Annotated in this window: 27 protein-coding genes; 9 read left to right on the top strand and 18 right to left on the bottom strand. The window is 71.1% G+C overall.

Annotation, left to right across the window (positions count from 1 at the left end; genetic code table 11):
• Positions 1–23: 23 nt before the first annotated feature.
• The 8 genes from valS to AB0J33_RS18870 form a co-directional block, all read right to left on the bottom strand.
• Positions 24–2,639 (bottom strand): valine--tRNA ligase, encoded by a 2,616-nt coding sequence (valS, locus tag AB0J33_RS18905; RefSeq protein ID WP_363615161.1) that lies wholly within the window; start codon positions 2,637–2,639, stop codon positions 24–26.
• A gap of 92 nt (positions 2,640–2,731) precedes the next feature.
• Positions 2,732–4,612 (bottom strand): ABC transporter ATP-binding protein, encoded by a 1,881-nt coding sequence (locus tag AB0J33_RS18900; protein WP_363615159.1) that lies wholly within the window; start codon positions 4,610–4,612, stop codon positions 2,732–2,734.
• Positions 4,609–6,465, bottom strand: coding sequence for an ABC transporter ATP-binding protein (locus AB0J33_RS18895; protein ID WP_363615157.1), 1,857 nt, complete (start codon positions 6,463–6,465; stop codon positions 4,609–4,611). The genes AB0J33_RS18900 and AB0J33_RS18895 overlap by 4 nt, the downstream gene beginning before the upstream one ends.
• Positions 6,466–6,502: 37 nt before the next feature.
• A complete protein-coding gene (locus AB0J33_RS18890; RefSeq protein WP_363615155.1) occupies positions 6,503–7,012 on the bottom strand; it encodes a methylated-DNA--[protein]-cysteine S-methyltransferase in 510 nt (169 codons plus the stop codon).
• Entirely contained in the window at positions 7,009–8,505 is a 1,497-nt protein-coding gene (locus AB0J33_RS18885; protein WP_363615153.1) for an AlkA N-terminal domain-containing protein, read from the bottom strand. Before AB0J33_RS18885 ends, AB0J33_RS18890 begins: the two co-directional genes overlap by 4 nt.
• 78 nt (positions 8,506–8,583) lie before the next feature.
• On the bottom strand, positions 8,584–10,035 hold the full coding sequence (locus AB0J33_RS18880; protein WP_363615151.1) for an FAD-dependent oxidoreductase: 1,452 nt from the start codon (positions 10,033–10,035) through the stop codon (positions 8,584–8,586).
• Between the two features lie 277 nt (positions 10,036–10,312).
• Complete coding sequence (locus AB0J33_RS18875; RefSeq protein ID WP_363615149.1) at positions 10,313–10,819, bottom strand: hypothetical protein; 507 nt, start codon at positions 10,817–10,819, stop codon at positions 10,313–10,315.
• Positions 10,816–11,325 carry a SigE family RNA polymerase sigma factor gene (locus AB0J33_RS18870; protein ID WP_363615147.1) on the bottom strand — a complete coding sequence of 170 codons (510 nt, stop codon included), beginning with the start codon at positions 11,323–11,325 and terminating at the stop codon, positions 10,816–10,818. Before AB0J33_RS18870 ends, AB0J33_RS18875 begins: the two co-directional genes overlap by 4 nt.
• 138 nt (positions 11,326–11,463) lie before the next feature.
• Between AB0J33_RS18870 and AB0J33_RS18865 the strand changes: the two genes are divergently transcribed.
• Positions 11,464–11,970: a hypothetical protein gene (locus tag AB0J33_RS18865; RefSeq protein ID WP_363615145.1), complete on the top strand. Its 507-nt coding sequence runs from the start codon at positions 11,464–11,466 to the stop codon at positions 11,968–11,970.
• Between the two features lie 61 nt (positions 11,971–12,031).
• The gene (locus tag AB0J33_RS18860) at positions 12,032–12,766 is read left to right on the top strand and encodes a peptidase E (RefSeq protein ID WP_363615143.1); all 735 of its coding nucleotides are present in this window, start codon (positions 12,032–12,034) and stop codon (positions 12,764–12,766) included.
• A 3-nt stretch (positions 12,767–12,769) separates the two neighbouring features.
• On the opposite strand, the gene AB0J33_RS18855 is transcribed toward AB0J33_RS18860, so the two are convergent.
• Positions 12,770–13,339 (bottom strand): exonuclease, encoded by a 570-nt coding sequence (locus AB0J33_RS18855; RefSeq protein WP_363615141.1) that lies wholly within the window; start codon positions 13,337–13,339, stop codon positions 12,770–12,772.
• A gap of 184 nt (positions 13,340–13,523) precedes the next feature.
• On the opposite strand from AB0J33_RS18855, the gene ychF reads away from it, so the two are divergent.
• Together ychF and AB0J33_RS18845 are read left to right on the top strand one after the other, a co-directional pair.
• Complete coding sequence (ychF, locus tag AB0J33_RS18850; RefSeq protein WP_363615139.1) at positions 13,524–14,609, top strand: redox-regulated ATPase YchF; 1,086 nt, start codon at positions 13,524–13,526, stop codon at positions 14,607–14,609.
• A 57-nt stretch (positions 14,610–14,666) separates the two neighbouring features.
• Positions 14,667–15,113 carry a hypothetical protein gene (locus tag AB0J33_RS18845; RefSeq protein WP_363615137.1) on the top strand — a complete coding sequence of 149 codons (447 nt, stop codon included), beginning with the start codon at positions 14,667–14,669 and terminating at the stop codon, positions 15,111–15,113.
• A gap of 37 nt (positions 15,114–15,150) precedes the next feature.
• Here the strand turns inward: AB0J33_RS18845 and AB0J33_RS18840 are convergent, their stop codons facing one another.
• Positions 15,151–15,669 carry a DUF3592 domain-containing protein gene (locus tag AB0J33_RS18840; RefSeq protein ID WP_363615135.1) on the bottom strand — a complete coding sequence of 173 codons (519 nt, stop codon included), beginning with the start codon at positions 15,667–15,669 and terminating at the stop codon, positions 15,151–15,153.
• Between the two features lie 93 nt (positions 15,670–15,762).
• Here AB0J33_RS18840 and AB0J33_RS18835 point away from each other — a divergent pair, with 93 nt between their 5' ends.
• The gene (locus AB0J33_RS18835) at positions 15,763–16,533 is read left to right on the top strand and encodes a class I SAM-dependent methyltransferase (protein ID WP_363615134.1); all 771 of its coding nucleotides are present in this window, start codon (positions 15,763–15,765) and stop codon (positions 16,531–16,533) included.
• A 90-nt stretch (positions 16,534–16,623) separates the two neighbouring features.
• Here AB0J33_RS18835 and AB0J33_RS18830 read toward each other — a convergent pair whose 3' ends face one another.
• The gene (locus AB0J33_RS18830; protein ID WP_363615132.1) at positions 16,624–16,998 is read right to left on the bottom strand and encodes a VOC family protein; all 375 of its coding nucleotides are present in this window, start codon (positions 16,996–16,998) and stop codon (positions 16,624–16,626) included.
• 115 nt (positions 16,999–17,113) lie between these two features.
• Between AB0J33_RS18830 and AB0J33_RS18825 the strand changes: the two genes are divergently transcribed.
• The 3 genes from AB0J33_RS18825 to AB0J33_RS18815 are packed head-to-tail and all read left to right on the top strand — an operon-like array spanning position 17,114 to position 18,365.
• Positions 17,114–17,572 (top strand): SRPBCC domain-containing protein, encoded by a 459-nt coding sequence (locus AB0J33_RS18825; protein ID WP_363615130.1) that lies wholly within the window; start codon positions 17,114–17,116, stop codon positions 17,570–17,572.
• Complete coding sequence (locus AB0J33_RS18820) at positions 17,569–17,919, top strand: metalloregulator ArsR/SmtB family transcription factor (protein WP_363615128.1); 351 nt, start codon at positions 17,569–17,571, stop codon at positions 17,917–17,919. Before AB0J33_RS18825 ends, AB0J33_RS18820 begins: the two co-directional genes overlap by 4 nt.
• Positions 17,916–18,365 (top strand): SRPBCC domain-containing protein, encoded by a 450-nt coding sequence (locus AB0J33_RS18815; protein ID WP_363615126.1) that lies wholly within the window; start codon positions 17,916–17,918, stop codon positions 18,363–18,365. Before AB0J33_RS18820 ends, AB0J33_RS18815 begins: the two co-directional genes overlap by 4 nt.
• Before the next feature lie 105 nt (positions 18,366–18,470).
• Here AB0J33_RS18815 and AB0J33_RS18810 read toward each other — a convergent pair whose 3' ends face one another.
• The 4 genes from AB0J33_RS18810 to AB0J33_RS18795 form a co-directional block, all read right to left on the bottom strand.
• Entirely contained in the window at positions 18,471–19,205 is a 735-nt protein-coding gene (locus AB0J33_RS18810; protein WP_363615124.1) for a methyltransferase domain-containing protein, read from the bottom strand.
• 229 nt (positions 19,206–19,434) lie between these two features.
• A complete protein-coding gene (locus AB0J33_RS18805; protein ID WP_030337500.1) occupies positions 19,435–19,797 on the bottom strand; it encodes a PH domain-containing protein in 363 nt (120 codons plus the stop codon).
• Between the two features lie 155 nt (positions 19,798–19,952).
• The gene (locus tag AB0J33_RS18800) at positions 19,953–20,087 is read right to left on the bottom strand and encodes a hypothetical protein (protein ID WP_363615121.1); all 135 of its coding nucleotides are present in this window, start codon (positions 20,085–20,087) and stop codon (positions 19,953–19,955) included.
• Between the two features lie 10 nt (positions 20,088–20,097).
• A complete protein-coding gene (locus tag AB0J33_RS18795) occupies positions 20,098–20,406 on the bottom strand; it encodes a 4a-hydroxytetrahydrobiopterin dehydratase (protein WP_363615119.1) in 309 nt (102 codons plus the stop codon).
• Positions 20,407–20,589: 183 nt separating this feature from the next.
• On the opposite strand from AB0J33_RS18795, the gene AB0J33_RS18790 reads away from it, so the two are divergent.
• Complete coding sequence (locus AB0J33_RS18790; RefSeq protein WP_363615117.1) at positions 20,590–21,030, top strand: (deoxy)nucleoside triphosphate pyrophosphohydrolase; 441 nt, start codon at positions 20,590–20,592, stop codon at positions 21,028–21,030.
• A gap of 131 nt (positions 21,031–21,161) precedes the next feature.
• Here the strand turns inward: AB0J33_RS18790 and AB0J33_RS18785 are convergent, their stop codons facing one another.
• The 3 genes from AB0J33_RS18785 to AB0J33_RS18775 are packed head-to-tail and all read right to left on the bottom strand — an operon-like array spanning position 21,162 to position 24,967.
• Positions 21,162–22,223, bottom strand: a complete 1,062-nt coding sequence (locus AB0J33_RS18785) for a succinate dehydrogenase/fumarate reductase iron-sulfur subunit (protein WP_363615115.1) — start codon at positions 22,221–22,223, stop codon at positions 21,162–21,164.
• The gene (locus tag AB0J33_RS18780) at positions 22,220–24,148 is read right to left on the bottom strand and encodes a fumarate reductase/succinate dehydrogenase flavoprotein subunit (protein WP_363615113.1); all 1,929 of its coding nucleotides are present in this window, start codon (positions 24,146–24,148) and stop codon (positions 22,220–22,222) included. Before AB0J33_RS18780 ends, AB0J33_RS18785 begins: the two co-directional genes overlap by 4 nt.
• Before the next feature lie 12 nt (positions 24,149–24,160).
• Positions 24,161–24,967: a hypothetical protein gene (locus AB0J33_RS18775; protein WP_363615111.1), complete on the bottom strand. Its 807-nt coding sequence runs from the start codon at positions 24,965–24,967 to the stop codon at positions 24,161–24,163.
• Positions 24,968–25,078: the final 111 nt, after the last annotated feature.

Below are 25,078 nucleotides of genomic sequence, written 5' to 3'. Positions count from 1 at the left end.
CCCGGGTCGGCGGTGACGTCGGGTCAGAAGGCGCAGGCGATGACCAGCTCCGGGGTACGGTCCGGGAGCAGGTCGAGTTTGCTGATCCGGCCGGCCGCCCGGAGGTCGTCGGCGACCAGGGTGAGCTGCTCCAGCAGCGCCGCCGGGCCGAGCGCCTCCGCCAGCGGCACCTCCGCCTTCATCGACAGCTTCCGCTCCGATTTGGCCCGCCGCACCTGGGTCAACGCGTCACCGGCGAGCCGCAGCAGCGCCGGCTCACCCGAGCCCTCGATGGTCCGGGCCACCTCGTAGGTGGTCGGCCACGGGGCCCGGTGCACCGAGCCGTACCGCCACCACGACCAGACCTCCTCGGTCACGTACGGCAGCACCGGGGCGAACAGCCGCAGCTGCACCGACAGCGCCGAGGCCAACGCCGCCCGTGCCGAGTCGGCCAGCGCGCCGGTGCCGTACGCCCGCTCCTTGACCAGCTCGATGTAGTCGTCGCAGAACCGCCAGAAGAACGCCTCGGTCACCTGCAACGCCGCCGTGTGGTCGTACGAGTCGAAGGCGGTGCTCGCGGCGGTGACCACGGTGGCCAGCTCGGCGAGCATGGCCCGGTCCAGCGGGGTTGTCGCCGGGGCGCGCAGCGCGTCCGCCGCGCCCAGCCCGAGCGCGAACTTGGACGCGTTGAGCAGCTTGGTGGCCAGCCGCCGGCCGACCTTGATCTGCGCCGGGTCGAAGGCCAGGTCCATGCCGGGCTTGCCACTGGCCGCCCAGTAGCGCACCGCGTCCGAACCGTGCTGCTCCAACAGGGCCAGCGGGGTGACCACGTTCCCCTTGGACTTCGCCATCTTCTTGTGGTCCGGGTCGAGGATCCAGCCCGAGAGCACGGTGTCCCGCCAGGGCAGCACCCCGTGCTCGAAGTGCGACCGGACCACGCTGTCGAAGAGCCAGGTCCGGATGATCTCCTGCCCCTGCGGGCGGAGGTCCATCGGGAAGACCCCGGCGAACAGGTCCGGGTCGGTCTCCCACCCGCCGACGATCTGCGGGGTCAACGAGGAGGTGGCCCAGGTGTCCAGCACGTCCGGGTCGCCGATGAAGCCGCCCGGCAGGCCACGCTGCGACTCGTCGTAACCGGGCGCGGGGTCGCTGGATGGATCGACCGGCAGCGCGGACTCGTCCGGCGTGAGAGGGTGGGTCCAGTCCGGCTCGCCAGTGTCGTCGAGCCGGTACCACACCGGCACCGGCACCCCGAAGAAGCGTTGGCGGCTGACCAGCCAGTCGCCGTTGAGGCCGCCCACCCAGTTGTCGTAACGGTGTTTCATGTGCGCCGGCACCCAGTGCAACTCCTCGCCCCGGGCCAGCAGCGTCGCGCGCAGCGCCTCGTCCCGGCCGCCGTTGCGCAGATACCACTGTCGAGTCGAGACGATCTCCAGTGGCCGGTCGCCGCGTTCGTAGAACTTGACCGGGTGGGTGATCGGGCGCGGCTCGCCGACGAGGTCGCCCGCGTCGGCCAGCATCCCGACGATCTTTCGGCGGGCGCCGTTGACGGTCTGCCCGGCCAGCGCCGCGTACGGCTGCGTCGGCACCCCGGCCGGTGGCTCGGGGAGCAGCCGGCCGTCCCGGCCGATCACGACCCGCGTGGCCAGCCCCAGCTCACGCCACCAGGTCACGTCGGTCAGGTCACCGAACGTGCAGACCATCGCGACGCCGGTGCCCTTGCCCGGCTCGGCGAGTGGGTGGGCGTACACCGGCACCTCGACGCCGAACAGCGGGCTGCGCACCGTGCCGCCCACCAGGTCGGCGTACCGCTCGTCGTCGGGGTGGCAGACCAGCGCCACGCAGGCCGGCAGCAGCTCGGGCCGGGTGGTGTCGATGAGCACCTCGCGCCCGTCGGCCGCGACGAACCGCAGCCGGTGGTAGGCGCCGGGGCGCTCCCGGTCCTCCAACTCCGCCTGGGCGACCGCCGTGGCGAAGCCGACGTCCCAGAGGGTCGGCGCCTCCGACTGGTACGCCTCGCCGCGAAGCAGGTTGCGCACGAACGCCCGCTGGCTGGTGGTCCGGGCGATCCGGCCGATCGTCGTGTACGTCAGGGACCAGTCCACCGAGAGCCCGAGCCGCCGCCACAGCGCCTCGAATGCCTGCTCGTCGACGACCGTCAGCCGTTCGCACAGTTCGATGAAGTTGCGCCGGGAGATCGGGGTGGGGTCGCGGCGGGCGGCGTCGTCGACCGGGGCCGCCGGTGGCCGCCACACCGGGTCGTACGCCAGCGCCGGATCGCAGCGCACCCCGTAGACGTTCTGCACCCGACGCTCGGTGGGCAGGCCGTTGTCGTCCCAGCCCATCGGGTAGAAGACGGCCTTGCCGCGCATCCGCTGGTAGCGGGCGGTGGTGTCGGTGTGGGTGTAGGAGAAGACGTGCCCCATGTGCAACTCACCCGACACGGTCGGTGGCGGGGTGTCGATCGAGAACACGTCCCTGCTACGACCATTCCGGCTCGGCGTGTCCACCGCCGTGCCGCGACCCGGATCGGTCGCCCGCGCGCGGTCGAACGCGTACGTGCCCTCCTCCTGCCAGCGGCGTGCCCAGCTCTCCTCGAGCCCGTCCAGGGTTGGACGCTCGGGAACGCCGGCGCGGGCCGTCCTCGCCGTTTCGGTCATCCCTCGATCGTAGGCACCTCCCGGGTGCGGGGCGACGTAGTTGCGGCCGAACACACCGCCCCGTCGGGTCGGCCACCAGCCGGGCGGCGTCCCTAGATCAGCGAGTCGCGCCACTGTCGGTGCAGGGCCGCGTACCGGCCGTCGGCCTCGGCCAGCACGGCGGGTGGGCCGTCCTCGACGACCTGCCCCTCGTCGAGGACGAGCACCCGGTCGGCGGTCTCCACTGTGGAGAGCCGGTGCGCGATCACCAGGGCGGTCCGGTCGCGCAGGATGGTGCCGAGCGCCCGCTGCACCAGCCGTTCGGTCGGTACGTCAAGCGACGACGTCGCCTCGTCCAGGATGAGCACGGTCGGGTCGGCCAGGAAAGCGCGGGCGAACGCGACCAGCTGCCGCTGCCCGGCGGAGAGCCGGCCGCCGCGTCGGTGCACCTGAGTGGCGTACCCCTCGGGCAGCGCGGCGATGAACTCGTGCGCCCCGATCGCCCGCGCGGCGGCCTGCACGGCGGCGTCGTCGGCCCCCGGACGACCGAACCGGATGTTCTCCGCGACGGTGCCGCTGAACAGGTGGTTCTCCTGCGTCACCAGCACCACCGCGCGGCGCAGGTCGGCGTCGCACAGGTCGCGCAGATCGACCCCGTCCAGCCGGACCGTGCCGGCGTCGGGGTCGTGGAACCGGGCGACCAGCTTGGCGATCGTCGACTTGCCCGCTCCGGTCGGCCCGATCAGCGCCACGGTCTGGCCGGCCGGCACGGTCAGCTCCAGCCCGCCGAGGATCGGGGTGTCGGCCCGGTAGCCGAAGGAGACCGCTCGGAAAATCAACTCGCCGCGGCCGGGCCCGGCCGGCAGCGGCGTGGGCCGGGCCGGCTCGGCGACGGCCGGTCGTTCGTCGAGCACCCCGGCCAGCTTCTCCAGGGCGGCGGTGGCCGACTGCAACGAGTTGTAGAACTGACTCAGCTCCTGCATCGGCTCGAAGAAGCGGCGCAGATAGAGCAGGAACGCGGCGAGAACGCCGATCTCGGTCTGCCCGCCGAGCACCCGCCAACCGCCGTAGCAGAGCACCACCGCCACCGTGACGTTCCCGATCAGCTTGATCGCCGGCGAGTACGTGGCGATCAGCCGGAACGCGTGCAGGCTGGATCGCCGGTAGTCGTCGCCGAGCGCCACGAAGATCCGGTGGTTGCGGGGCTCCCGGCGGAACGCCTGCACCGCGCGGATGCCCCGCATCGACTCGACGAAATGCACGATGACCAGCGCCACCGCGTCCCGGGTCCGGCGGTACGCGCTGGCCGACGCGCGGGCGAACCAGCGGGAGAGGGAGAACAGGAACGGAAAGGCGAACAGCGTCACCGCGGCCAGCGGCAGGTCCAACCAGAGCAGGATGGCGGCCACCGACAGGATCGACAGCCCGGCCAGCACCAGGCTGTCGATCCCGCCGTCGACCAGCTCGGCGATCGAGTCCAGGTCGCTGGTGAGCCGGGAGACCATCCGGCCCGAGGTGTACCGCTCGTGGAAGCCCACCGACAGGCGCAGGAAGTGCCCGAACACCCGCTGCCGCAGGTCGAGCAGGACGGCCTGGCCGATCCGGGCGGAGAGGGTGAGGAAGCCCCGCCGGGCCACGTACTCGGTCACCGAGGCCACCGCGAACGCCCCGGCGACGGCGATCAGCGGGCCGGGGTCCCCGGCGCGCAGCGGCGCAATGGCCCGGTCGATCCCGATCATGACCAGGTACGGGCCGGCCATCGCGGCGGCGTTCTGGGTCAGCAGCAGACCCACCGCGGCGGACAGTCGCTTCCGGTGCGGGCGGAGCAGGTCGGCCAACAGGGCCCGGCTGAGCCGGCGCAGCCGGGCCACCGCCTCGGGGCTGGTGTCCTCGGCTCGACTGCGGTCGGCCTCCGGGTCGGTGGCGGTTCCGCGCCAGCGGGTGACTTCCGGCTCCTCCTCGGGCGGTGGGTCGCCCGGCTTCGGCACCCTCACGAGCGCACCAGCCCCCACCCGTCCGAAGGGGACGGGCTGGGCCCGCTCGCTCCGGCCGACGGTGGGTGCCCGGCGGGCGGCTCGGCGGCGAGTAGCGCCCGGTACGCCGGAACGGTGGCCAGCAGCTCGGAGTGCCGGCCGATCGCGGTGATCCGGCCGTCTTCGAGCAGGGCGACCCGGTCGGCCAGCGCGATCGTCGACGGCCGGTGTACCACCAGCAGCGCGGTGGTGTCCCGCAGGACCCGCCGCAGCGCCGCCTCGACCAGCGCCTCGGTGTGCACGTCGAGAGCGGAGAGCGGGTCGTCCAGCACCAGCAGCGCCGGTCGGCCGAGCACCGCCCGCGCCAACGCGAGCCGTTGCCGTTGCCCGCCGGAGAGGGACAGGCCCTGCTCGCCCACCCGGGTGGCCAACCCCCAGGGCAGCTCGTACGCGAAATCGGCCTGAGCCAGGGCCAGGGCGGCACGGACCTCGTCGTCGCTGGCGTCGGGGCGGCCCAGGGTGATGTTCTCCCGCACCGACATGGAGAAGAGCGTCGGCTCCTCGAACGCCACCCCGACCAGCCGGCGCAGCGAGGCCAGCCGCAGGTCACGCAGGTCGTGCCCGTCCAGGGTGATCCGGCCGGCGCTCACCTCGTGCAGCCGGGGCACCAGCGCGAGCAGCGTGCTCTTGCCGGAGCCGGTGGCGCCGACCAGGGCCAGCGTCTCGCCCGGTTCGACGCTCAGGTCGATCTGGCGTAACACCGCGGCGCTCGCGCCGGGGTAGCTGAACGTGACCCGCTCGAAGCGCAGCCGACCGTGCACCGCGTCGCGGGGCAGCGCGACCGCGTCGGGAGAATCCACGATCTCCGGTGGGGTGTCCAGCACCTCCTGGATCCGGTCGGCGGCGGTGGCCGCCTCCTGACCGTTGGCGATGATCCAGCCCAGCGACTGCACCGGCCAGATGAGCATCAGTTGGAGGCTGACGAACGCGACCAGCTCGCCGATGGTGAGCGCGCCGTGCGCGGCGGCGGCGGCCCCCGCCACCAGCACCACGCCCAGGGTCACGTTGGGCACCAGGTCGAGCAGCGCCGAGGTGTTGGCCAGCAACCGCCCCTTGCCGACGCCCGTGTCGTGCAGCCGTCGGGCCGCGCCGGCGAAACGGGCGGCCAGTTCGGGGCCCCGGCCGTACGCCTTCATGGTGCGCAGGCCCTGCGCGGTCTCCTCCACCAGCGTCGCCACGTCGCCCTGCTGGTCCTGCATCCGGCGGGACGCCGCGTGGTAGTGCCGCCCGAACCGGCGACTGATCAGCAGCAGCGGCACCGCGCTGGCCGCGACCAGCACGCCGAGGGCCGGGTGCAGGTTGATCAGCAGCACGACCACGACCACGTACGTGGTCAGGTTGAGCACCAGGAAGAACACGCCGAAGGAGAGGAACCGGCGGATCACCGACAGGTCGCTGGTGATCCGGGAGAGCAGTTGGCCGGACTGCCAACGGTCGTGGAAGCTCGTCGGCAACCGTTGCAGGTGGGCGTAGACGTCGGCGCGCAGCGCCGCCTCCATACCCACCGCCGAGGACGACTGCACCCACCGGCGGATGAAGATGAGCACCGCCTCGACGATGCCGAGCAGCAGCGCCAGGCCGCCGAGTTGGAGCAGCCCGGCCGGTTCGTGGCGGGCCACCGGCCCGTCCACGACCCGCTGCACGACAAGCGGTACGGCGATCCCGGCCGCGGTGCCGGCGAGCCCCGCGACGAGCAGCCAGCCGAATTCGGTGGCGTACGGGCGCAGGTAGGGGCGTAGCCGCCAGAGGTTGTGCACGGGGTGGCGGCCCGCAGCGGCCCGGGCGGCCGGGTCGCCGTCGCTCTCCACAGGCACTACCAGACGGTAGCGTCAATGAATGTCGATGTTCCTGTCAGCTTGTTGTCAAGCGTCGCTCATGACCGAGAAGCCACTTCTTCACGTCCAGCCCCCAGCGGTAGCCGCCGAGCGTCCCGTCGGTGCGGAGCACCCGGTGACAGGGCACGAACAGGGCCGCCGCGTTGCGGGCGCAGGCCGCCGCGGCGGCCCGTACCGCGGGTGGGCGGCCGGCCAGCGCGGCGTACCCGGTGTAGGTGACCGGGGTGCCCGGCGGCACCTCGCGCAGCACCTGCCAGGCGTGCGCCATGAACTCCCCGCCGGTGCGCTGTCGGACCGGCACCGCGTCGATGGCGGCGAGGTCACCGTCCAGGTAGGAGCGGACCGCCGCGCTGACCGGGCCGAGGTCGGCCCGCTCCCGCAGCGGTGCCCGCAGGGTCGGGTGGACCAGGGGCAGCAGCGCCGCCGGGTCCGGGGTGAAGCCGGCCGCCCGGACGTCACCGTCGGGGCCGGCGAGGATGCTCAACGGGCCGGCCGGTGTGCTCACCACGGTGCTGTCGATGCTCATGCCGCTCTCCAGAGTCTGATCGTGGCGTAGGACCGCCAGGGACGCCAACGCTCGGCGTACCCGTCGAGGGTTGTCGGGGTGTCGGGCAGACCGAGCGCGGCGGCGCCGCGCCGGACCGCGAGGTCGGAGCTGAGCAGGACGTCCGGGTCGCCGAAGGCGCGCATGGCCAGGTAGTTGGCGGTCCACGGGCCGATGCCGGGCAGCGCGAGCAGCCGACCGACGGCCTCCTCCCGATCCACTCCCGCAGCGAGGTCGACGGACCCGTCCAGCACCGCCCGCGCCAGCCCCCGCAGGGACTCCCGCCGCCCCGCGGGCATCCCGAACGCCGAGTCCGGCAGGGCCAAAAGCTCCTCCGCCCCCAGAAACCCCCGCAGACCGCCCGGCGACTCGTCCCGTTGATCATGAGGTTGACCTGGAGTTCGATCTCCATCGACCTCGTCATTCTCATGATCGACGCGGGCGTGGGCGGTCAGCAGGCGGGTCAGGGTTGTTCTTGCCGAGGTCACCGAGACCTGTTGGCCGATGATGGCCCGGACGGCCATCTCGAAGCCGTCGACCGCGCGGGGGACACGGATGCCGGGCTCGGCCGCCACGGCGGGGGCCAGCGCCGGGTCGGCGGCGAGCGTGCCGTCGATGGCCGCCGGGTCCGCGTCCAGGTCGAGCAACCGGCGGCAGCGGGCCACCGCCGGCGCCAGGTCGCGCAGGTCGGCGAGCCGCAGCGTCGCCGCCACGTGCCCCTCCGCCGGGGTCAGCGCCACCTGGCCGGTGCCGTGCGGCAACCGCAAACCCCGGCGGTACGTCCCGTCGCGGACCTCCTCCACGCCGGGCAACGCCCGCAGCGCGAGGAAGTCCAGCAACGCCCGAGCGTGCAGCGGCGGGCGGTACGCCAGCCGGAGCGAGATGGTCCCCGCCCCGGTCGGCGGCTGTTGGCGGCCACGGGCCGCGCGCAGCTCCGACGGGGCGCTCGCGTACACCTCGCGAAGCGTGTCGTTGAACTGCCGCACGCTGCCGAAGCCCGCGGCGAACGCGATCTCGGCCATCGCGAGGTCGGTCGTCTCGATCAGGATCCGGGCGGTCTGCGCCCGCTGCGCCCGAGCCAGCGCGAGCGGCCCGGCGCCCATCTCGGCGCTCAACATCCGGTGCAGGTGCCGCTCGGTGTACCCCAGCCGGGAGGCCAGCCCCGGTACGCCGTCCCGGTCGACCACGCCGTCCGCGATCAGCCGCATCGCCCGGCCGACCACGTCCGCGCGGACGTCCCAGAGCGGGGAACCGGGCGCGGCGTCCGGCCGGCAGCGGCGGCAGGCCCGCAGCCCGGCACCCTGCGCCGCCGCGGCGGACGGGAAGAACCGGACGTTCTGCCGCTTCGGCGTGATCGCCGGGCAGGACGGCCGGCAGTAGATGCCGGTGGACGTCACGCCGGTGTAGAACCAGCCGTCGAACCGCTGGTCACGGCTGTCCACGGCCCGGTAACACCGCTCGAAGTCCAGCTCCATGTCACCGATGATGCCCCGCTCGACCGGCCCTCGGCTGGCGGGAATCGGACCTGGGTGTGCCGGTGCGACGAGGCCCGGTCAACGGGGACGTCGGCGGCGGCGGTGCGGCTGGCCCGATCCGGTGGGCTGAGCGGTGCGGCTCGGCTGGGCGGATCGGCTCGGCTGGGCGGTGCGGCTCGGCTGGGCGGATCGGCTCGGCTGGGCGGCGCGATTGGCCTGGCCGGTCAGCAGCGCCGACCGGAACACGCCGTCCGGGTCGTACCGCTTCCACAGCCGCCGGACCCGGGCCCCGGTCTCGCCCGGGTAGATCCGGGCGAACGCGGCCGGGTCCGGTCGGCTCTCGAAGTTGACGTACGCGCCGTCGGCGCGCGCTGCGACGGCCCGCCAGGCGGCGTGCAACGCGGCGTCGGCCTGCGGCGGAAACACCGAGGCCACGATCAGCGTGTCCTGGTGTCGATGCGGGTACGCGGTCGCGTCGGCGGCGACGTCGTTGACCGCCCCACCCAACGAGCGGAGCTGGATCACCGCCCGCCCCGGCCCGGTCACCGCTCTCGTCACCGCCCGCGCCCCGGCGTCGTCCAGGGCGGTGAACAGGCCGTTGGTGGTCGTGCCGCGCTGCTGCCCGACGTTGGGGTTGAGGTGCGCGGTCGGCACCAGCGTCGGGTAGGGCAACAGGTCGGTCCGGTGTTCGAGCACCTTGCCGATGGCGAGCAGCGGTTCCACCGCCGGGCGGGCCCGGCGCAGGCTCTCGGCGGCGACCACGGCGGTGATGGACATGAGGACCGAACGCCCCTCGGCGAACACCACGGCCGCTGCGGACAACTCCCGTGGCGCCTGCGCGAGGTAGCCCGTCCACTCCCGGACGGTGCGACCGTCCGGGTGCGCCTCGACGACCAACTGCGCGACGCCGACGTTGCGCTGCTCGACCGCCTCGATCTCGAAGGCCACCACGATCCCCGCACCGGCCCCGGCCCCACGAACCAGCCAGAACAGCTCCGGCTCGTGCTCGGCGTCCGCGCGTACCAGCGTCCCGTCCGCGAGCACCACCTCGACCGCGCGGACCCGGTCGATGGTGAGGCCGTGGGCGCGGACCAACCAGCCGACACCACCGCCGGTGGCCAGACCGCCGACGCCGACGCCGCCGTAGTCGCCCGAGCTGATCACCAGGCCGTACCGGGAAAGCTCCTTCGCGACGTTCGCCCACCGGGCGCCGGCCTCGACCCGGACCAGCCCGGCCCGCTCGTCGAGCACCTGCACCCGGTTGAGCATGGACAGGTCGATGACCAGGCCGCCGTTGTTGGAGGAGGCTCCGGAGAGGCCGTGCCCGCCGCTGCGGACCGCCACGGGCAGCCGCTGCTCCCGGGCGTAGCGCAGCGCGTCGACCACCTGAGCGGTGGTCTTCGGCAGCAGGACGCCGGCCGGCGACGCCGACGTGGTGTACGTCGAGCGCAGCTGCGCGTACCGGCGGTCGCCAGGGGTGACGAGCTGTCCCCGGAGGGAGTCGGGCACCCGGGCCAGGGCGGTGCTCATCGGTGCCCCCGCAGCTCGCGCATCGGGTGTCCGGGATCGGTCATGGCCCAAGGATGAGTGGGCGTACCGGCCCCGACAAATTCCGTGGGCCGGTGCCCGCTCTCGCCGTGACGCGCGACGCTCGCCGGTACGGGGTAGCGACGCGGGAGAGTGACCGGGATCTCGGCTCTGCTCCGATCCAGATCGCCATCGTCCTGGCCCGGCCGGAGACGAAGATGACCATGGGATTGGCCGGTCCGGCCGGCGTTGGAAGGCTGCCGGCCGGACCGCTCCTAACTCAACGCGACGGGCTCGGCTTGACGGCCGGCGGGCCCGGCACCCCAGGTACGCCCGGCGGACTCGACGGGTCTGGACTGGCAACCGGGTCGCCCGGCCTGCCGGGCACTCCCGGCGGACTCGACGGGCTCGGCGTGCCCGTCGGCCGGCCCGGCACACCGGGCGGGCCGACCGTCTTTCCCGGGGGCATCTCCGCACCCCTGGGGCTCGATTCCATCGGCACCGCGGTGGGCGCGGACGGGGTGGGTACGGGCGGGCTCGGTACGGCGGCCGGGCCGGCCGGGCTGGGCACGGCCGGGGGCGGCTCGTCCGAGCCGGTCGCGGCCACGGCGAACGGAGTGGCGATCAGGATCGCCGCCAGAGTGCTCACCGCCCCCACCGTCACCGTGGCGCGGCGTCGGTTGCGCACCCGCCGTTCCGCTCGGCTCAACTGGTCATGCACGATCGGTGCCTCCTCGGCCAGGTCGGTGAGGGTGCGGCGGATGAGGTGCTCGAAGGGTTCGGTCATCGCCGTACCTCCAGCATGTCGACGTCCGGCAGCAGGTCGCGCAGCCGCTTCACCGCTCGATGGGTGCGGCTGCGCACGGTGCCCACCGAGCAGCCCAGCAACTCGGCCACCCGGGCTTCGGGCAGGTCCTCGTAGTAGCGCAGGACCACCACCGCGCGCTGCGTCGGCGGCAGGTGCCGCAGCGCGGCACGCATCGCCAACCGCACGTCGGAGCCGCCGCTCGGGTCGCCGCCGACCGGTTCGTCCGCCGGGTCGAGCGGTGTCTCCCGCCACCGGCGAAGCCGCCGCCACCAGCTGACCTGCTCGCGGTACATCACCACCCGCAGGTAGCCCTCCGGGTCGGTGTGCCGAATGGTTCCCCACTTCGGGATGGTCCGCGCCAACGCCGACTGGAACAGGTCCTCGGCGGCGTTGCGGTCCCCGGTCAGCAGGTACGCGACCCGCATCAACGCCGGAGTCCGGCTGCCGACGAACTCGGCCAGCCGGGCGCGCTCGTCCTCGTCCACCCACCACCCCGTTTCGTTGTCACAGATACAGACGCCCCAGGTCATCGTCGCTATCCACGATCGGCGGGGGTTTTCGCCCCGGAAGTGTCGGTCGTGCCGGGTAGCGTCCGGCCACCAACTGAAGAAGGGGTGCGGCGAATGACGAGCGTGGCGGGTTGGGCGGCGGCGTCGACACCGGGTGCGTTTCCGCCGTTGCCCCGCGCGGTGGCGCAGTCCTTCTACCGCCGGATGCGGGCTGTCGCGCCGGCCGCGGTGGGCGCCATCGAACGGGACCGGGCGGGCGACCCCGAGCAGGTCTTCGCCGACACCGCCTGCGGCCGGCTGGTCGGTTCGCTCGACGACGCGGGCCTGCGGGCGCTCGGGATGTGGACGCACCACTGGTGCATGCGCTTCTACGACGACGACACCCGCGTCGGCCGGCGGCTGGTTCGCGAGATCGCCGCTCGGCCGGGGTTGGGTTGGACGGCCGACGAGGTGCGCTGGATGCTTCGCGAGTCGGTCTCGGCCGGCCCGGCCGCCGCCGACCGGTTCACCCTGCCCCGTGCCGCCGCCGCGCAACTGCCCCCGGGCGACCGACCGCCCGTGGGCCACTGGCCCGAGGTCGAGGTGCCCCGCCAGCGCGGCGGCGGTCGCGCGGGCGGGTGACCGCCCGGCCGGTTGGCTGCGGCAGGATGGACGCCGCACCACCCCGACGGAAGGACGCCCGATGCCCGCCAGCGACCCGACCATCATCGCCACCAGCATGGGCTTCTTCCGGGGTGACCGGGGGCCCTACGACATGCGCCCCAGCCCGGTGTTCGAGCTGGCGGCCGAGCTGGCCGAGACCGGCCCGCAGCCGCGGGTCTGCTACCTCGGGCAGGCCGTCGGCGACCAGCCGACCTCGCTGACCGCCATCTACAGCGCGTTCGCCGACACCCGGTTCCGGCTGTCGCACCTCGCCCTGTTCCCCATGCCGAACGTCGAGGACATCCGCGCCCACCTGCTCGCCCAGGACGTGATCTGGGTCGGCGGCGGCAGCGTGGCCAACCTGGTCGCCGTGTGGCGGGTGCACGGGCTCGACGAGATCCTGCACGAGTGCTGGCAGGCCGGCGTGGTGCTGGCCGGTGTCTCGGCCGGTTCGATCTGCTGGCACGTCGGCGGTGCCACCGACAGCTTCGGCCCCCGGCTGCGCGGCTTCACCGAGGGCCTCGCCTGGCTGCCGTACGGCAACGGGGTGCACTACGACAGCGAGGGCCAGCGCCGCCCGCTCATGCACGAGCTGGTCGGCGACGGCACGCTTCCCACCAGCCACTGCACCGACGACGGTGTCGGCCTGGTCTACCGCGGCACTCGACTGGTCGAGGCGATCGCGGACCGCGAGGGCGTCTCGGCGTACGAGGTCAGCCGCGGCGCGGACGGCAGCGTCCGGGAGGCGGTCATCGCCCCTCGTCTGCTCGGCTGAGCGTCACGCCTCCTCGACCGCCTGTCGGCGGCGGAGCACCGCGTCGAAGACCTGGGCCAGCTCGGCGGCGTCTTCCCCGGCGTGGTGCGTGTGCGGCATGTCGTGCAGGCCCAACTCGTGCTTGATCGTGCCCTGCCGGGTCTGAACCCACTCGCTGCCGGTCAACCCCATCCAGTAGCTGCGGAGATCGACGCCGGAGCCGGTCGCGCCGAACGGGCTGTGCCCGACGAAGCGGACGAAGTACCAGTGCACGAACATGCCGTCCCAGACGGCCGGGGCGGCGAGGAAGACCGGACGGCCGACCCGGCGCAGCCCGTCGACCCAGGCCGCGGCGGCGGACATCGCCTCCTGCGCGGTGGGCGCCTCCCGCAGCAGACGGTCCCGGTCCAGGCCGGAAACGGCCAGCGCCGCCGGGACGAACTCGTCGGAGATGGGACGCAGCTCGGTGTAGAAGGTCAGGTCCGGCCGGCCGACTACCGCCATACCCAACGAGATCATGCTGTACGGCCCGGGGATCGGCCCGTCCGCCTCCACGTCGACGGCGATGTACAGCTCAGGCAACGTCGAGGTCATCGCACCTCCAGCAGCGGACCATCGCACCATCGGACCGGACGATAGCAACGCCTGGCCGGGCTCGGTGGCGCGACGATCGACCACCGCGCCGGGCGCTCGCGGTGATCACGCGGCCGGGACCGCGTACGCCCGAATCGGAGCCGCCTGGACCGGGCCGGCCGGGACCGGCGTAAGCTGGCCCGTCGTGAGTCTCACCATCGGCATCGTCGGCCTGCCCAACGTCGGCAAGAGCACGCTTTTCAACGCGTTGACCAAGAACGACGTGCTGGCGGCGAACTACCCGTTCGCCACCATCGAGCCAAACGTCGGCGTGGTCGGGCTGCCCGACGAGCGGCTGGGCAAGCTGGCCGAGATCTTCTCCTCGCAGAAGGTGCTGCCGGCCCCGGTGTCGTTCGTCGACATCGCCGGCCTGGTCCGTGGCGCGTCGAAGGGGCAGGGTCGGGGCAACGCCTTCCTGGCCAACATCCGGGACGCCTCGGCGATCTGCCAGGTCGTGCGGGCCTTCTCCGACCCGAACGTGGTGCACGTCGACGGCAAGGTCTCCCCGGCCGACGACATCGAGACGATCAACACCGAGCTGATCCTCGCCGACCTGCAAACCCTGGACAAGGCGCTGCCCCGGTTGGAGAAGGAGGCCAAGCTCCGCAAGGACCGGGCCGCCGCGGTCGCCGCCGCGAAGGCCGCGATCGAGGTGCTCGACGGCGGCACCACCCTCTACTCCGGGGCCGCCGCCGCGAAGATCGAGCTGGAGCACCTGCGCGAGCTGCACCTGCTCACCACCAAGCCGTTCCTGTACGTCTTCAACGTCGACGAGGCCGAGCTGGCCAACGAGACGTTCCTCGACGAGTTGCGCGCCCTGGTCGCCCCCGCCGAGGCCGTCTTCATGGACGCCAAGATCGAATCTGAGCTGGTGGACCTGCCCGAGGAGGAGGCCCGCGAGCTGCTGGAGTCGATCGGGCAGAACGAGCCCGGCCTCAACCAGCTCGTCCGGGTCGGTTTCCGCACCCTCGGCCTCCAGACGTACCTCACCGCCGGCCCGAAGGAAGCACGCGCCTGGACCGTCCCGGTCGGCGCCACCGCGCCGGAGGCCGCGGGTGTCATCCACAGCGACTTCCAGCGCGGTTTCATCAAGGCCGAGGTGGTCTCGTACCACGACCTGGTCGAGCACGGCTCGATGGCGGCGGCCAAGGCGGCGGGCAAGGTCCGCATCGAGGGCAAGGAGTACGTCATGCAGGACGGCGACGTGGTGGAGTTCCGCTTCAACGTCTGAATCCCGCCTGTTCCCGGGACGGCAGCAGCCGACGGAGGCGTGTAGAGTGCGCCGACTGTGGAGGAACTGCTCTCAATTGCTTCGGCCGTAGCCGCGCTCGCTGCAGGTGCCACAGCGTCGGTGCTTTGGGAAGCTATCGAAGCCGTCAAGCGGAAACGTCGAACTCCCAAGGAACCAACTCAAGCGACCCTTGAGGACCGTCTTTCTGACCTGAGCGACCTAATGCGTTCGTCGGCCCTGGTTCTGGAAGAAGTTCAAGCCGAAATTCAGGCGCGAGTCGCCCTCGCGGAGAAGGCGAAAACTGACGCCCAAGAGGCTGAGCAGTTGGCTCAAATGAATGAAGCGCAGCGCATCGCGGTGGCCAGGCTTGTTAGGGCCGAACTGGCAAGTGAAGTGCACAAGAGCTCCAAGCGTTCCTTCTGGCAAGGCTTCGCAGTCAACTTCCTGTTCTTTGTGGGCGGCGTCGTGGCTAGCATCGCAACGACCGTGTGGCTTGGAGACTAGCGGCCTCGACCGCTGCGCGGCTCTGCTGCCAACCCAGCTACCGCTGGCCGTCGTGATTCCGGCTCGGCTTGTGTTTCCTCCCGAACCTGGCGTTCGTGAACTGTCGTTGGCGCTGGTCTCGTTGCTGCCGCTGCCATTCGTCTTGTCGGCGGTCGCGGCGTCGCTGGCCGATGCGGGCGAACAGCGCGAACATCATCGACCCGAACAGGACCAGGCCCGCCGCTCCGACCACCCCTTGGAGCCGGCCGCGATGCCCGCTCAGCGTGCCGAACTCGGTCACGAAATCTTCCGGGTCGTCGGGGTTGACCCAGATCCGCACCGCAGTGCCGGCAGGAAGGCAGACCTCCCAACAGCCGACCTCGGCCTGGCGCTGGGCTCCGGCGAACTCGTAGCGCAGGTGCATCGTGTTGCTGTTCCGCCGCTTGTGCACGAGTTCCTCGATGACCGCCTGAGCTGGCACCCCGTCGACCCGTAGCCGACCTTCCCAGGCGTCGTTGTCCTGAAAGGTCTTGTAGGGCAGCCACATCATGACCAGCCCGACCGCGAGGCCGAGCACGTAGACGGGGTAGCGAACGCGCCACCAGCTCCGCAGGATCTGCACGGGATCATGCTCGCAGTCGATGTCGACAGGCGGCGGTAGGTTGACCGCATGACGGAACAGCTGCTCCGATCGTCGTTCGGCACGGCAGCCGCCGCGTACGCGGAGCACCGTCCGGACTACGCACGGGCCGCCGTGCGGTGGGCGCTTGAGCCTGCGCCCGGCCTGCGCGTGCTCGACCTGGGCGCCGGCACCGGGAAGCTGTCCGCCACGCTGGTGGCGCTGGGCGCGGACGTGGTGTCGGTCGAACCCGACCCGGCGATGCTCACCGAGCTTCGCCGCGCGTTGCCCTCGGTCCGTGCCCTGGCGGGTAGCGCGGAGGCCATCCCGTTGCCGGACGCGTCCGTCGATGCCGTGCTGGCCGGCAACGCCCTGCACTGGTTCGACATGGCCGCTGCCGGGCCGGAGATGGCCAGAGTCCTAACACCCGGCGGCGTCCTGGCTGGTCTGTGGAACATCATGGACGACCGGATCGACTGGGTTGCCGCCCTCGAAGGAGTCAGCGGCAGCGCAGCCATCGGCCCGCGGGACACCCTGCGCAGTTGGCGCACGGCGACGCGGGACATGCTCGTTCCACGCACCGGCTCGTCCGCCCCGTTCGGGTCGACGGAGCAGGTCGAGTTTCCGCACGGGCAGCGCCGCAGCGCCGACTCCCTCGTCGCGACGCTCGCGACACGGGCCGGCATGCTGGTCATGCCGCAAGCGGAGCGAGCGGCCACGCTCGGCCGGATCCGCGCCTTCCTCGCGAGCAGACCCGAAACCGCCCTGGGCGAGTTCACCCTGCCGATGCTGACCGGCGTGCTGCGCACCCGGCGGCGGTGAGGGTCCGCCGCCGTCGTCGACGGCGTGCGCGCCGAAGTACGACAGGTAGCTGACGTTGACGCACGGCACGGACCGGGCGGCGTGCGGGTCCTACTGCTCGGCCCAGGCGCCCAGCTCGTTGCCGCTGGGGTCGGTGAAGTGGAACCGTCGGCCACCAGGAAACTCGTACGGCCCGTTCACGACCTGGCCGCCGGCCTCCTTGACGGCCTGGACGGACCGGTCCAGGTCGGTGGAGTAGAGCAGCACGAGCGGACCGCCCGCCCGGACCTCCCTGTCCAGCCGGAGACCGCCCACCTCGGGCGCGGAGTCGCCGTGTGGGCTGCGGATGCCGGCGTACTCCGGCCCGTAGTCAATGAACTGCCAACCGAACGCGTCGGCGTAGAAGCGCTTGGCCACGGGCAGGTCGGTCACCGTGAACTCGACGTAGTCGATGGCGTGGTGTCGGTGCGGTGCTGGCTCAGACATGCGCCGATCCTGCACCCCGGGTACGACGGGACCGTCAACGTGCAACGAAAGGTTGCGCGATGGGGGCAGGCTGCCGTAGGTTGAGTGCAACCAAAGGTTGCGAGAGGTTGTGTACATGGAACAGGGAACGATCGAACGAGACATCCACGTCAACGCGTCCCCCGAGGTCGTCTTCGAGGTGGTCAGCCAGCCCGAGCACATGCGGGAGTGGTGGCCCGACGACGCCCGGTTCGAGTCGGTCGCCGGCGCGCCCGGCGAGCTGGTGTGGCGTAACGCCGACACCGGCGAGACGACGACCGTCGCGTTCGCCGTCGTCGAGGTCGACCCGCCGAAGCGATTCTCCTTCCGGTGGTGCTTCACCGAGCCGGACCGGAGCGGGCAGGCGCTGCTCGTCACCTTCGACCTGATCCCCGAAGGCGCGGGGACGCAGATCCGGATGACCGAGACCGGGTTCCGGGAGATGGGCTGGGAGATCGCCGTCCTGGAGGAGCAGTACCGCGACCACGAGAACGGTTGGGACCACTACATGCCCCGGCTGGGCGCGTACGTCGCGCGGCTGGCCGCCACCGCATGAGCACCGTGGTCGACGACGAGCTGTGGTCGGCGATCGGCGACCCGATCCGGCGTACGATGATCGACCTTCTTCTCGCCGACGGGCCGGGCACGGCCACCTCGTTGAGCCGGCGGCTACCCGTCACCCGGCAGGCCGTCTCGAAACACCTGGCCGTCCTGGACCGCGTCGGGTTGATCTCCGCCGAGCCGGCCGGTCGTGAGCGGGTCTTTCAGGTCGACGAGGCGCAGCTCGCGCGCGCGGTCGCCCAGTTGTCGGCGGTCGGCGCCACCTGGGACGCCCGTCTGCGCCGGATCAAGCGGATCGCCGAGACGATCGAACGCAACCGTCGCGCCAAGGAAGGGGAATGACCATGGTCGACATCCTGCATCAGGTCGGTGTCGTGGCCCCACTCGCCGAGGTCTACCGGGCGATGGCGACTCCGGAGGGCGTCGCCGGCTGGTGGTCGGTCGACACGACCGGCAAGAGTGAGGCCGGCGGGCAGCTGGCCGTCCGGTTCGGTGACGACGGCGGGTTCGACCTGGAGATCCTTGAGCTGGACCCCGCCGGGCGGGTGCGGTGGCGGGTCGTCGGCGGCCCCGACGAATGGATTGGCACCGAGATCACGTGGCGTCTCGGCCAGCGGGGTCGGTACACGATCGTTGATTTCACGCACGCGGGTTGGCGTGAGCCGACCGGGCTCATGCACGAGTGCAGCACCAAGTGGGCGATCTTCCTGATGAGTCTCAAGGCATTGGTCGAGACGGGGAACGGCCGGCCGGCACCGGACGACGTCCAGATCGGCGACGGGCACTGACTCCCGGCATCCGAACGACGGAGACCGACTCCGGTTCCTCGAAGGCCGGGTGTCGTCGTCGCGATGACACCCCGAATTCCCGGAACCGGAGTCGATCAACGGCTGCTACTCCGCCCGGTAGACGGAGATGTGCGACGGGCTGTCGGCCTGGAACGGTCGCCGGTGCCAGTCGGCGTACCGCTCGGTGAGCCGGAGCCCGGCCTGCTGCGCCATCTCGTCGATCTGGTGCGGCCAGGCGTAACGCATGGCGAACGGCTTCAGGTGCACACCGTCACCGTCGAACGTGATGGTCTGCCGGATGAACCGCTGCGCCGGCCGGTCGTACCGGTGCAGCCGGATCGTCGCGGAAACCTCGGTGACCTCCCGCACCTGCACCTGCTCGTCCGAGTCGAAGCTGCGCGGGTCGGGCACGAACGTCTCGATGACGAACGCGCCGCCGGGCGACAGCACCCGGGCGACGTTGCGGAAGCAGTCCGCCTGCCGCGCGGCGTCCACCAGGTTGAACAGGGTGTTGAAGACCAGGTACGCGAGCCGGAACTCGCCCTGCACCGGTACGTCCGCCATGTCGGCGACGACCACCGGGATCCGGTCGCCACCGGGCTTGGCCCGCATCTGCGCGAGCATCTCCTCGGACGCCTCGACGCCCTGCACGCTGAGACCGCGCTCGGCCAGCGGCAGCGCGACCCGGCCGGTGCCGATCGCCAGTTCGAGAACCGGGCCGCCGTCGGCCAGTTCGGCCAGGAAGTCAACGGCGAGGGCTAGGTCGGGGTTGGTGTCGCCGTCGTCGTATCCGGCGGCCCAGAGCCGGCCGAAGAGGCCGGGATCGTCGAAGACCGACATCAGCGGCCTCCGGGGTTGGGATCAGTGGCGACCGGCAGCGCCGCAGCCCGCAATACAGTCCTGCTCACGAAGTCTCGATTCCTCAGTTCGGAAGACGGTGGGTTCGGGGGACTTCGTCGTGTTGGGCATGGCGGCTGCTCCTTTCGCGCGGCGGTCGACTGAGGACACCAGAGCCGCCACGGGCCCGGCAAGGCAATTACGCCGGCCGGGCCCGTGACGGGACGTGCGGTCAGGAGATGTGGTGCAGGATCACGTTGTGCACGTGGTGGCTCTTCTGCGCGCCGCGGAACTCCACCTCGTAGGTGTGCGTGCCGACGTGGATGGCGATGGCGCCGGTGGAGAAGAACGAACCACCCCACGACTTGTTGCTGACCACGCTCACGCTGGTGATCTTCGAGTACGGGATGCTGGTGATCGCGAACCGCTTTCCGACAAAGGAACGGTCCTGGATGATCACGCGGCGGTCGGTCAGCCCGATGAACCCGGTGCCGGTGCCGACTGCGTCGTAGACGGCGATGATCTGCTCGCCTTCGAGCAGGCCACTCTCGATCTGCTGGACCTGCTCCTTGCGGTCGTACGCGATGTTCGCCATGCGATCCAGGCTAGAAAACCGGTGCCACCGGGCCCACCCGGGCGAGGACCACGAACTCGCCGTCGCCGAAGGCGTAGTGGTGGGCGAAGTCGACCACTACGTCCGCGTACCCCGGTGACTCTGGTCCGCGCGGACCTCGCCGCCGTCCGGCAGCCTCAGCCGAGGTCGAGCACCCGGGCTGCCGGGGTCTCGTCGACCACCGACTGGAAGAAGTCGTCGTCCGGCCCCCACTGACACTCGGCGTCGTACACCTGGACCAGCCGGTGGTGGCGGAACTCGGCATGTTTCACCCGTGGGCCGTCAAGACTCGGTGACCGCCCGGTACGCGTCCTCGATGCGGGCGGCCAACAGGACCTCGCCCTCGGTCAGCGGCTCACCGTTGCCGTGCCCGACCCGGATCTGGGTGCTGTCGGACCGGCGGCTGATCTCGGGCCGCAGACGCAGCGCATCCGCGACGACCTTGACGCGTTCAGTTAGTGCCGCGTGTTGGGTATCGTCGATCACGAGCGTTCGTCGGATCTGCTCGCCCTCGCGTGTCCAACCAGATAGCAAGGTCAACGCGTCGGAAAGGTAGTCGTGCTTGGCCCTGCTCTTGAACAGCACGCGCATCACCGCACCCCCCAAGCGCCGTTGCCGGCTTGTGGCCAAATCGTCGCCATCCCGTGTCTTGTCGGTGCCTCCTAGTCTCTCGCTGCTCGGAGGGGGTGTCCACGCCCACACTTCCGTGTCTTATTGGCCTAGCGGACGGCTACGGTACCCAAACCGCCGATTGATCTGGCACCCTGGACGCCCGTGCGGACCGAACGGGCGAATGGTGGCGGGCAGGCCGAGCGACGGGACCTGAAGGTGATCGTCGGTGCGGCGATCATCCGGGATGGGCGGGTGCTCGCCTGTGCGCGTTCCGCCCCACCAGAGGTTGCCGGCATGTGGGAGTTTCCGGGCGGAAAGGTCGAGCCGGGGGAGGCCGAGACCGACGCCCTGGTCCGGGAGTGCGCCGAGGAGTTGGCCGTACGCGTCGAGATCGGCGACCGGGTCGGCCGCAACGTCCGGATGGCGCACGGCCGTTCGGTGCTCAAGGTGTACGCGGCGCGCCTGCTCGGCGGCGACCAGCCGCAGGCGCTCGAGCACGAGGCGCTCCGCTGGCTCGCCGCGGACGAGCTGGACTCGGTCACCTGGCTCCCCGCCGACGCCCCCATCGTGGCGGCCCTCCGCCCCCTCCTGGACTCGCGTTGACCATGGAGTTATCGCCGTCGGGCGCGACGTGTCGTGGCAATAACTTCATGATCAACCGGGGGTGACGCCTGCCCGGGGGAATGGGGCGGGGGCCGTGGCACTTGCCACGGCCCCCGCTGTTGTTCAGGTGATCAGTGCTTGTCCTGCTCCGGGTGGGCGAAGTTCAGGTGCTCCGGAGGCAGTGGGAACGTCACGTCGTCGCCGAACGGCGACGGCGCGGCGGCCCGGTCGAAGGTGAGCTCGGTCAGCGGCAGCTTGCCCCGGTCGTCGACCGCCGGAGCGGTCGGGTGGGGCACCTCCCGGTGCCAGTTGACGCCGCTCTGCGCCTGCGCCTCAGCCCGCGAGTCGTGGGAGCCACCCTCGTGCGAGTGCACCCCACCCCGGGCGGAGCCCGGCGTCGCCGAGCCCTGACGGGCGGTGGTCACGCTGGTCTGGGGCGTCTCGCCCCGACGGAAGATCTTGCTACCAAGCCACACAAGGGGATCGTACCTGCGGTCGACGACCCGTTCCTTCATGGGGATGATCCCGTTGTCAGTGATCTTGATGTGCTCCGGGCAGACCTCGGTGCAGCACTTGGTGATGTTGCAGAAGCCGAGGCCCTGTTCGGCCTGTGCGTACTCCTTGCGGTCGGTCCGGCTGTCCAACGGGTGCATGTCCAGCTCGGCCGCCCGGATGAAGTACCGCGGACCGGAGAACGCCTGCTTGTTCTCCTCGTGGTCGCGGATCACGTGGCAGACCGTCTGGCACAGGAAGCACTCGATGCACTTGCGGAACTCCTGCGAGCGCTCGACGTCGACCTGCTGCATCCGGTAGTCGCCCGGGGCCACGTCCGCCGGAGGCGCGAACGCCGGGGTCTCCCGTGCCTTCTCGTAGTTGAACGAGACGTCGGTGACCAGGTCCCGGATGACCGGGAAGGTGCGCAGCGGGGTGACCGTGACGGTCTCGTCGTCGCCGAAGGTCGACATCCGCGTCATGCAACCCAGCCGCGGCTTGCCGTTGATCTCCATGGAGCAGGAGCCGCACTTGCCGGCCTTGCAGTTCCACCGGCAGGCCAGGTCGGGCGCGTCGGTGGCCTGCAGACGGTGGATGACGTCGAGGACGACCTCACCCTCGTTCACCTCCACCATGTAGTCCTGGAGGTCACCGCCGGTCTCGTCGCCCCGCCAGATCCGGAACTGACGCTTCGCGCTCATCGGTTGTCCGCCTCTCCAGCGTCGGCAACGAGGGCGTCGAAGTCGGCGAGCTCCTCGTCGGTGAGGTACTTGGCCAACTCGGCCCGGTCGAAGAGGCCGATCAGCTCCGGCCGCATCTTCGGCAGCGGCTTGCGGGTCAGCTGCACGGTGTCGCCGTCCAACGCGCAGACCAGGTTGACCTGTCGCCACTTCGGCTCCATGGCCGGGTAGTCCTCCCGGGTGTGCCCGCCGCGCGACTCCTGCCGCTCCAGCGCCGCCTTCGCGGTGCACTCCGACACCACCAGCATGTTGCGCAGGTCCAGGGCCAGGTGCCAGCCCGGGTTGTAGCGTCGGCCGCCGGCCGCGCTCACCTTCGCCACCCGCTCGCGCAGCTCGGCGAGCCGGACCAGGGCATCGGCCAGCTCACCCTCGCGGCGGATGATGCCCACCAGATCCCCCATGACCGCCTGGAGGTCCTGCTGCAGGGTGTACGGGCTCTCACCGGTGTCCCGTTGCAGCGGCGCGAGCGCGGTCTCCACCGCCGCCTCGACCTCGTGCACGGCCACCTTCGGCCGGGTGGTCAGCCCGTCGGCGTAGCTGGCGGCGTGACCGCCCGCCCGCTTGCCGAAGACCAGCAGGTCGGACAGGGAGTTGCCACCGAGTCGGTTGGAGCCGTGCATCCCGCCGGAGACCTCACCGGCGGCGAACAGCCCGCGTACGTGGCCGAAGGCGGCACCCGAATCCGGGTCCACCTCGACACCGCCCATCACGTAGTGGCAGGTCGGCCCGACCTCCATCGGCTCGGCCGTGATGTCGACGTCGGCCAGCTCCTTGAACTGGTGGTACATCGACGGCAGCCGGCGGCGGATCTCGTCGGCGGAACGCCGGCTCGCGATGTCCAGGAAGACACCACCGGCGGGGGAGCCCCGACCGGCCTTGACCTCGCTGTTGATCGCGCGGGCCACCTCGTCACGGGGCAGCAGCTCCGGCGGACGCCGGTTGTTGTCCGGGTCGGTGTACCAGCGGTCCGCCTCCTCCTCGGTCTCCGCGTACTGCTTGCGGAAGACGTCGGGGACGTAGTCGAACATGAACCGCTTGCCTTCGGAGTTCTTCAGGACACCACCGTCACCGCGCACCGACTCGGTGACCAGGATGCCCTTCACCGACGGCGGCCAGACCATGCCGGTCGGGTGGAACTGGAGGAACTCCATGTTGATCAGCGTCGCCCCGGCGCGCAGTGCCAGCGCGTGCCCGTCCCCGGTGTACTCCCAGGAATTCGAGGTGACCTTGTAGGAGCGTCCGACGCCACCGGTGGCCAGCACGACCGCCGGCGCCTCGAAGAGGATGAACTCGCCCGACTCGCGGTAGTAGCCGAACGCGCCGGCGACCCGGTCACCGTCGAGCAGCAGCTCGGTGATGGTGGTCTCGGAGAACACCTTGATCCGGGCGTCGTACGAGCCGAACTCCCGGTGGTCCTCCTGCTGAAGCGAAACGATCTTCTGCTGGAGGGTGCGGATCAGCTCCAGGCCGGTCCGGTCGCCCACGTGCGCCAGGCGCGGATACTCGTGACCGCCGAAGTTGCGCTGCGAAATCTTGCCGTCCTTGGTGCGGTCGAAGAGCGCACCGTACGTCTCCAGCTCCCAGATCCGCTGCGGCGACTCCTTCGCGTGCAGCTCGGCCATCCGGAAGTTGTTGAGGAACTTCCCGCCGCGCATGGTGTCGCGGAAGTGCACCTGCCAGTTGTCCCGGCTGTTCACGTTGCCCATCGCGGCAGCCGCGCCACCCTCGGCCATCACCGTGTGCGCCTTGCCGAACAGCGACTTCGAGATGATCGCGGTCTTCTTGCCGGCCAGCCGGGCCTCGATCGCCGCGCGCAGACCGGCGCCGCCGGCCCCGATGACGACGACGTCGTAGTGGTGTCGTTCGATGCGAGTGGTAGTGGTCATGTCAGGGGCCCTTTAGTTGATGAACCGCAGGTCGGAGAACCAGCCGGCAGCGAGCGCCATGATGTAGAAGTCGGCCAGCGCCAGGGTGCCGAGGGTGATCCAGGCGAGCTGCATGTGCCGGACGTTCAACGCCGAGACGAAGGTCCAGGCCCGGTACCGCACCGGGTGCTTGGAGAAGTGCTTCAGTCGGCCGCCGATGATGTGCCGGCAGGAGTGGCAGGAGATCGTGTACGCCCAGAGCATCACCACGTTGACCAGCAGGATGATGTTGCCCAGCCCGAAGCCGAAGCCCTTCGGCGAGTGGAAGGCGAGGATCGCGTCCCAGGTGTTGATCAGCGAGATGATCGCGGCGGCGTAGAAGAAGTAGCGGTGCAGGTTCTGGCCGAGCAGCGGGAAACGGGTCTCACCGCCGTACTCCTTGTGCCCGTCCGGAACGGCGCAGGCCGGCGGCGACAGCCAGAACGACCGGTAGTACGCCTTGCGGTAGTAGTAGCAGGTGAGCCGGAACAGCAGCAGGAACGGCAGGGTCAGCGCGGCATCCGGAATGATCCACCAGCCGGGCAGGAACCGGCCGAAGTGCGAGGCCGCCTCGACACACCGGTCGGTCACACACGGGGAGTAGAACGGGGTCAGGTAGTGGAATTCGTCGACCCAGTAGTTGTCGTGCATGAACACCCGGACCGTCGCGTACGCGACCCAGGCGCTGAGACCGATCACGGTGATCAGCGGGGCGAACCACCATCGGTCGGTACGCAACGTCTTCGCCGCGATGGCGGCGCGCGCCCGCGCCCCCCTCGGCCTCGTTGCCGTTGAAGTCATTCGAGTCGTCTCCTCGACGGGCCCGTACGGGCGGGCTGGTCTCTCTCCGGTCGGCACGCGGACCGGCGAACCCGCACCCGCTGCCACGTCATGCGCACACCAACGACCACG

Source organism: Micromonospora sp. NPDC049645 (genome assembly GCF_040675155.1).
In the GTDB taxonomy this organism is placed as follows: Bacteria; Actinomycetota; Actinomycetes; order Mycobacteriales; family Micromonosporaceae; genus Micromonospora.
The sequence above is the reverse complement of the archived record's forward strand: the minus strand, read 5'-3'. Positions and strand labels throughout refer to the sequence as shown.

Coding starts and splice junctions, on each gene's coding strand:
- valS (WP_363615161.1), bottom strand. CDS start 2,639: ATGACCGAAACGGCGAGGACGGCCCGCGCCGGCGTTCCCGAGCGTCCA.
- AB0J33_RS18785 (WP_363615115.1), bottom strand. CDS start 22,223: ATGAGCGCGAAGCGTCAGTTCCGGATCTGGCGGGGCGACGAGACCGGC.
- AB0J33_RS18780 (WP_363615113.1), bottom strand. CDS start 24,148: ATGACCACTACCACTCGCATCGAACGACACCACTACGACGTCGTCGTC.
- AB0J33_RS18880 (WP_363615151.1), bottom strand. CDS start 10,035: ATGAGCACCGCCCTGGCCCGGGTGCCCGACTCCCTCCGGGGACAGCTC.
- AB0J33_RS18795 (WP_363615119.1), bottom strand. CDS start 20,406: ATGCGCGTGCTGTTCAAGAGCAGGGCCAAGCACGACTACCTTTCCGAC.
- AB0J33_RS18855 (WP_363615141.1), bottom strand. CDS start 13,339: ATGACCTCGACGTTGCCTGAGCTGTACATCGCCGTCGACGTGGAGGCG.
- AB0J33_RS18875 (WP_363615149.1), bottom strand. CDS start 10,819: ATGACCGAACCCTTCGAGCACCTCATCCGCCGCACCCTCACCGACCTG.
- AB0J33_RS18860 (WP_363615143.1), top strand. CDS start 12,032: ATGCCCGCCAGCGACCCGACCATCATCGCCACCAGCATGGGCTTCTTC.
- AB0J33_RS18810 (WP_363615124.1), bottom strand. CDS start 19,205: ATGTCGGTCTTCGACGATCCCGGCCTCTTCGGCCGGCTCTGGGCCGCC.
- AB0J33_RS18775 (WP_363615111.1), bottom strand. CDS start 24,967: ATGACTTCAACGGCAACGAGGCCGAGGGGGGCGCGGGCGCGCGCCGCC.
- AB0J33_RS18890 (WP_363615155.1), bottom strand. CDS start 7,012: ATGAGCATCGACAGCACCGTGGTGAGCACACCGGCCGGCCCGTTGAGC.
- AB0J33_RS18830 (WP_363615132.1), bottom strand. CDS start 16,998: ATGTCTGAGCCAGCACCGCACCGACACCACGCCATCGACTACGTCGAG.
- AB0J33_RS18835 (WP_363615134.1), top strand. CDS start 15,763: ATGACGGAACAGCTGCTCCGATCGTCGTTCGGCACGGCAGCCGCCGCG.
- AB0J33_RS18805 (WP_030337500.1), bottom strand. CDS start 19,797: ATGGCGAACATCGCGTACGACCGCAAGGAGCAGGTCCAGCAGATCGAG.
- AB0J33_RS18820 (WP_363615128.1), top strand. CDS start 17,569: ATGAGCACCGTGGTCGACGACGAGCTGTGGTCGGCGATCGGCGACCCG.
- AB0J33_RS18815 (WP_363615126.1), top strand. CDS start 17,916: ATGACCATGGTCGACATCCTGCATCAGGTCGGTGTCGTGGCCCCACTC.
- AB0J33_RS18885 (WP_363615153.1), bottom strand. CDS start 8,505: ATGGAGCTGGACTTCGAGCGGTGTTACCGGGCCGTGGACAGCCGTGAC.
- AB0J33_RS18825 (WP_363615130.1), top strand. CDS start 17,114: ATGGAACAGGGAACGATCGAACGAGACATCCACGTCAACGCGTCCCCC.
- AB0J33_RS18865 (WP_363615145.1), top strand. CDS start 11,464: ATGACGAGCGTGGCGGGTTGGGCGGCGGCGTCGACACCGGGTGCGTTT.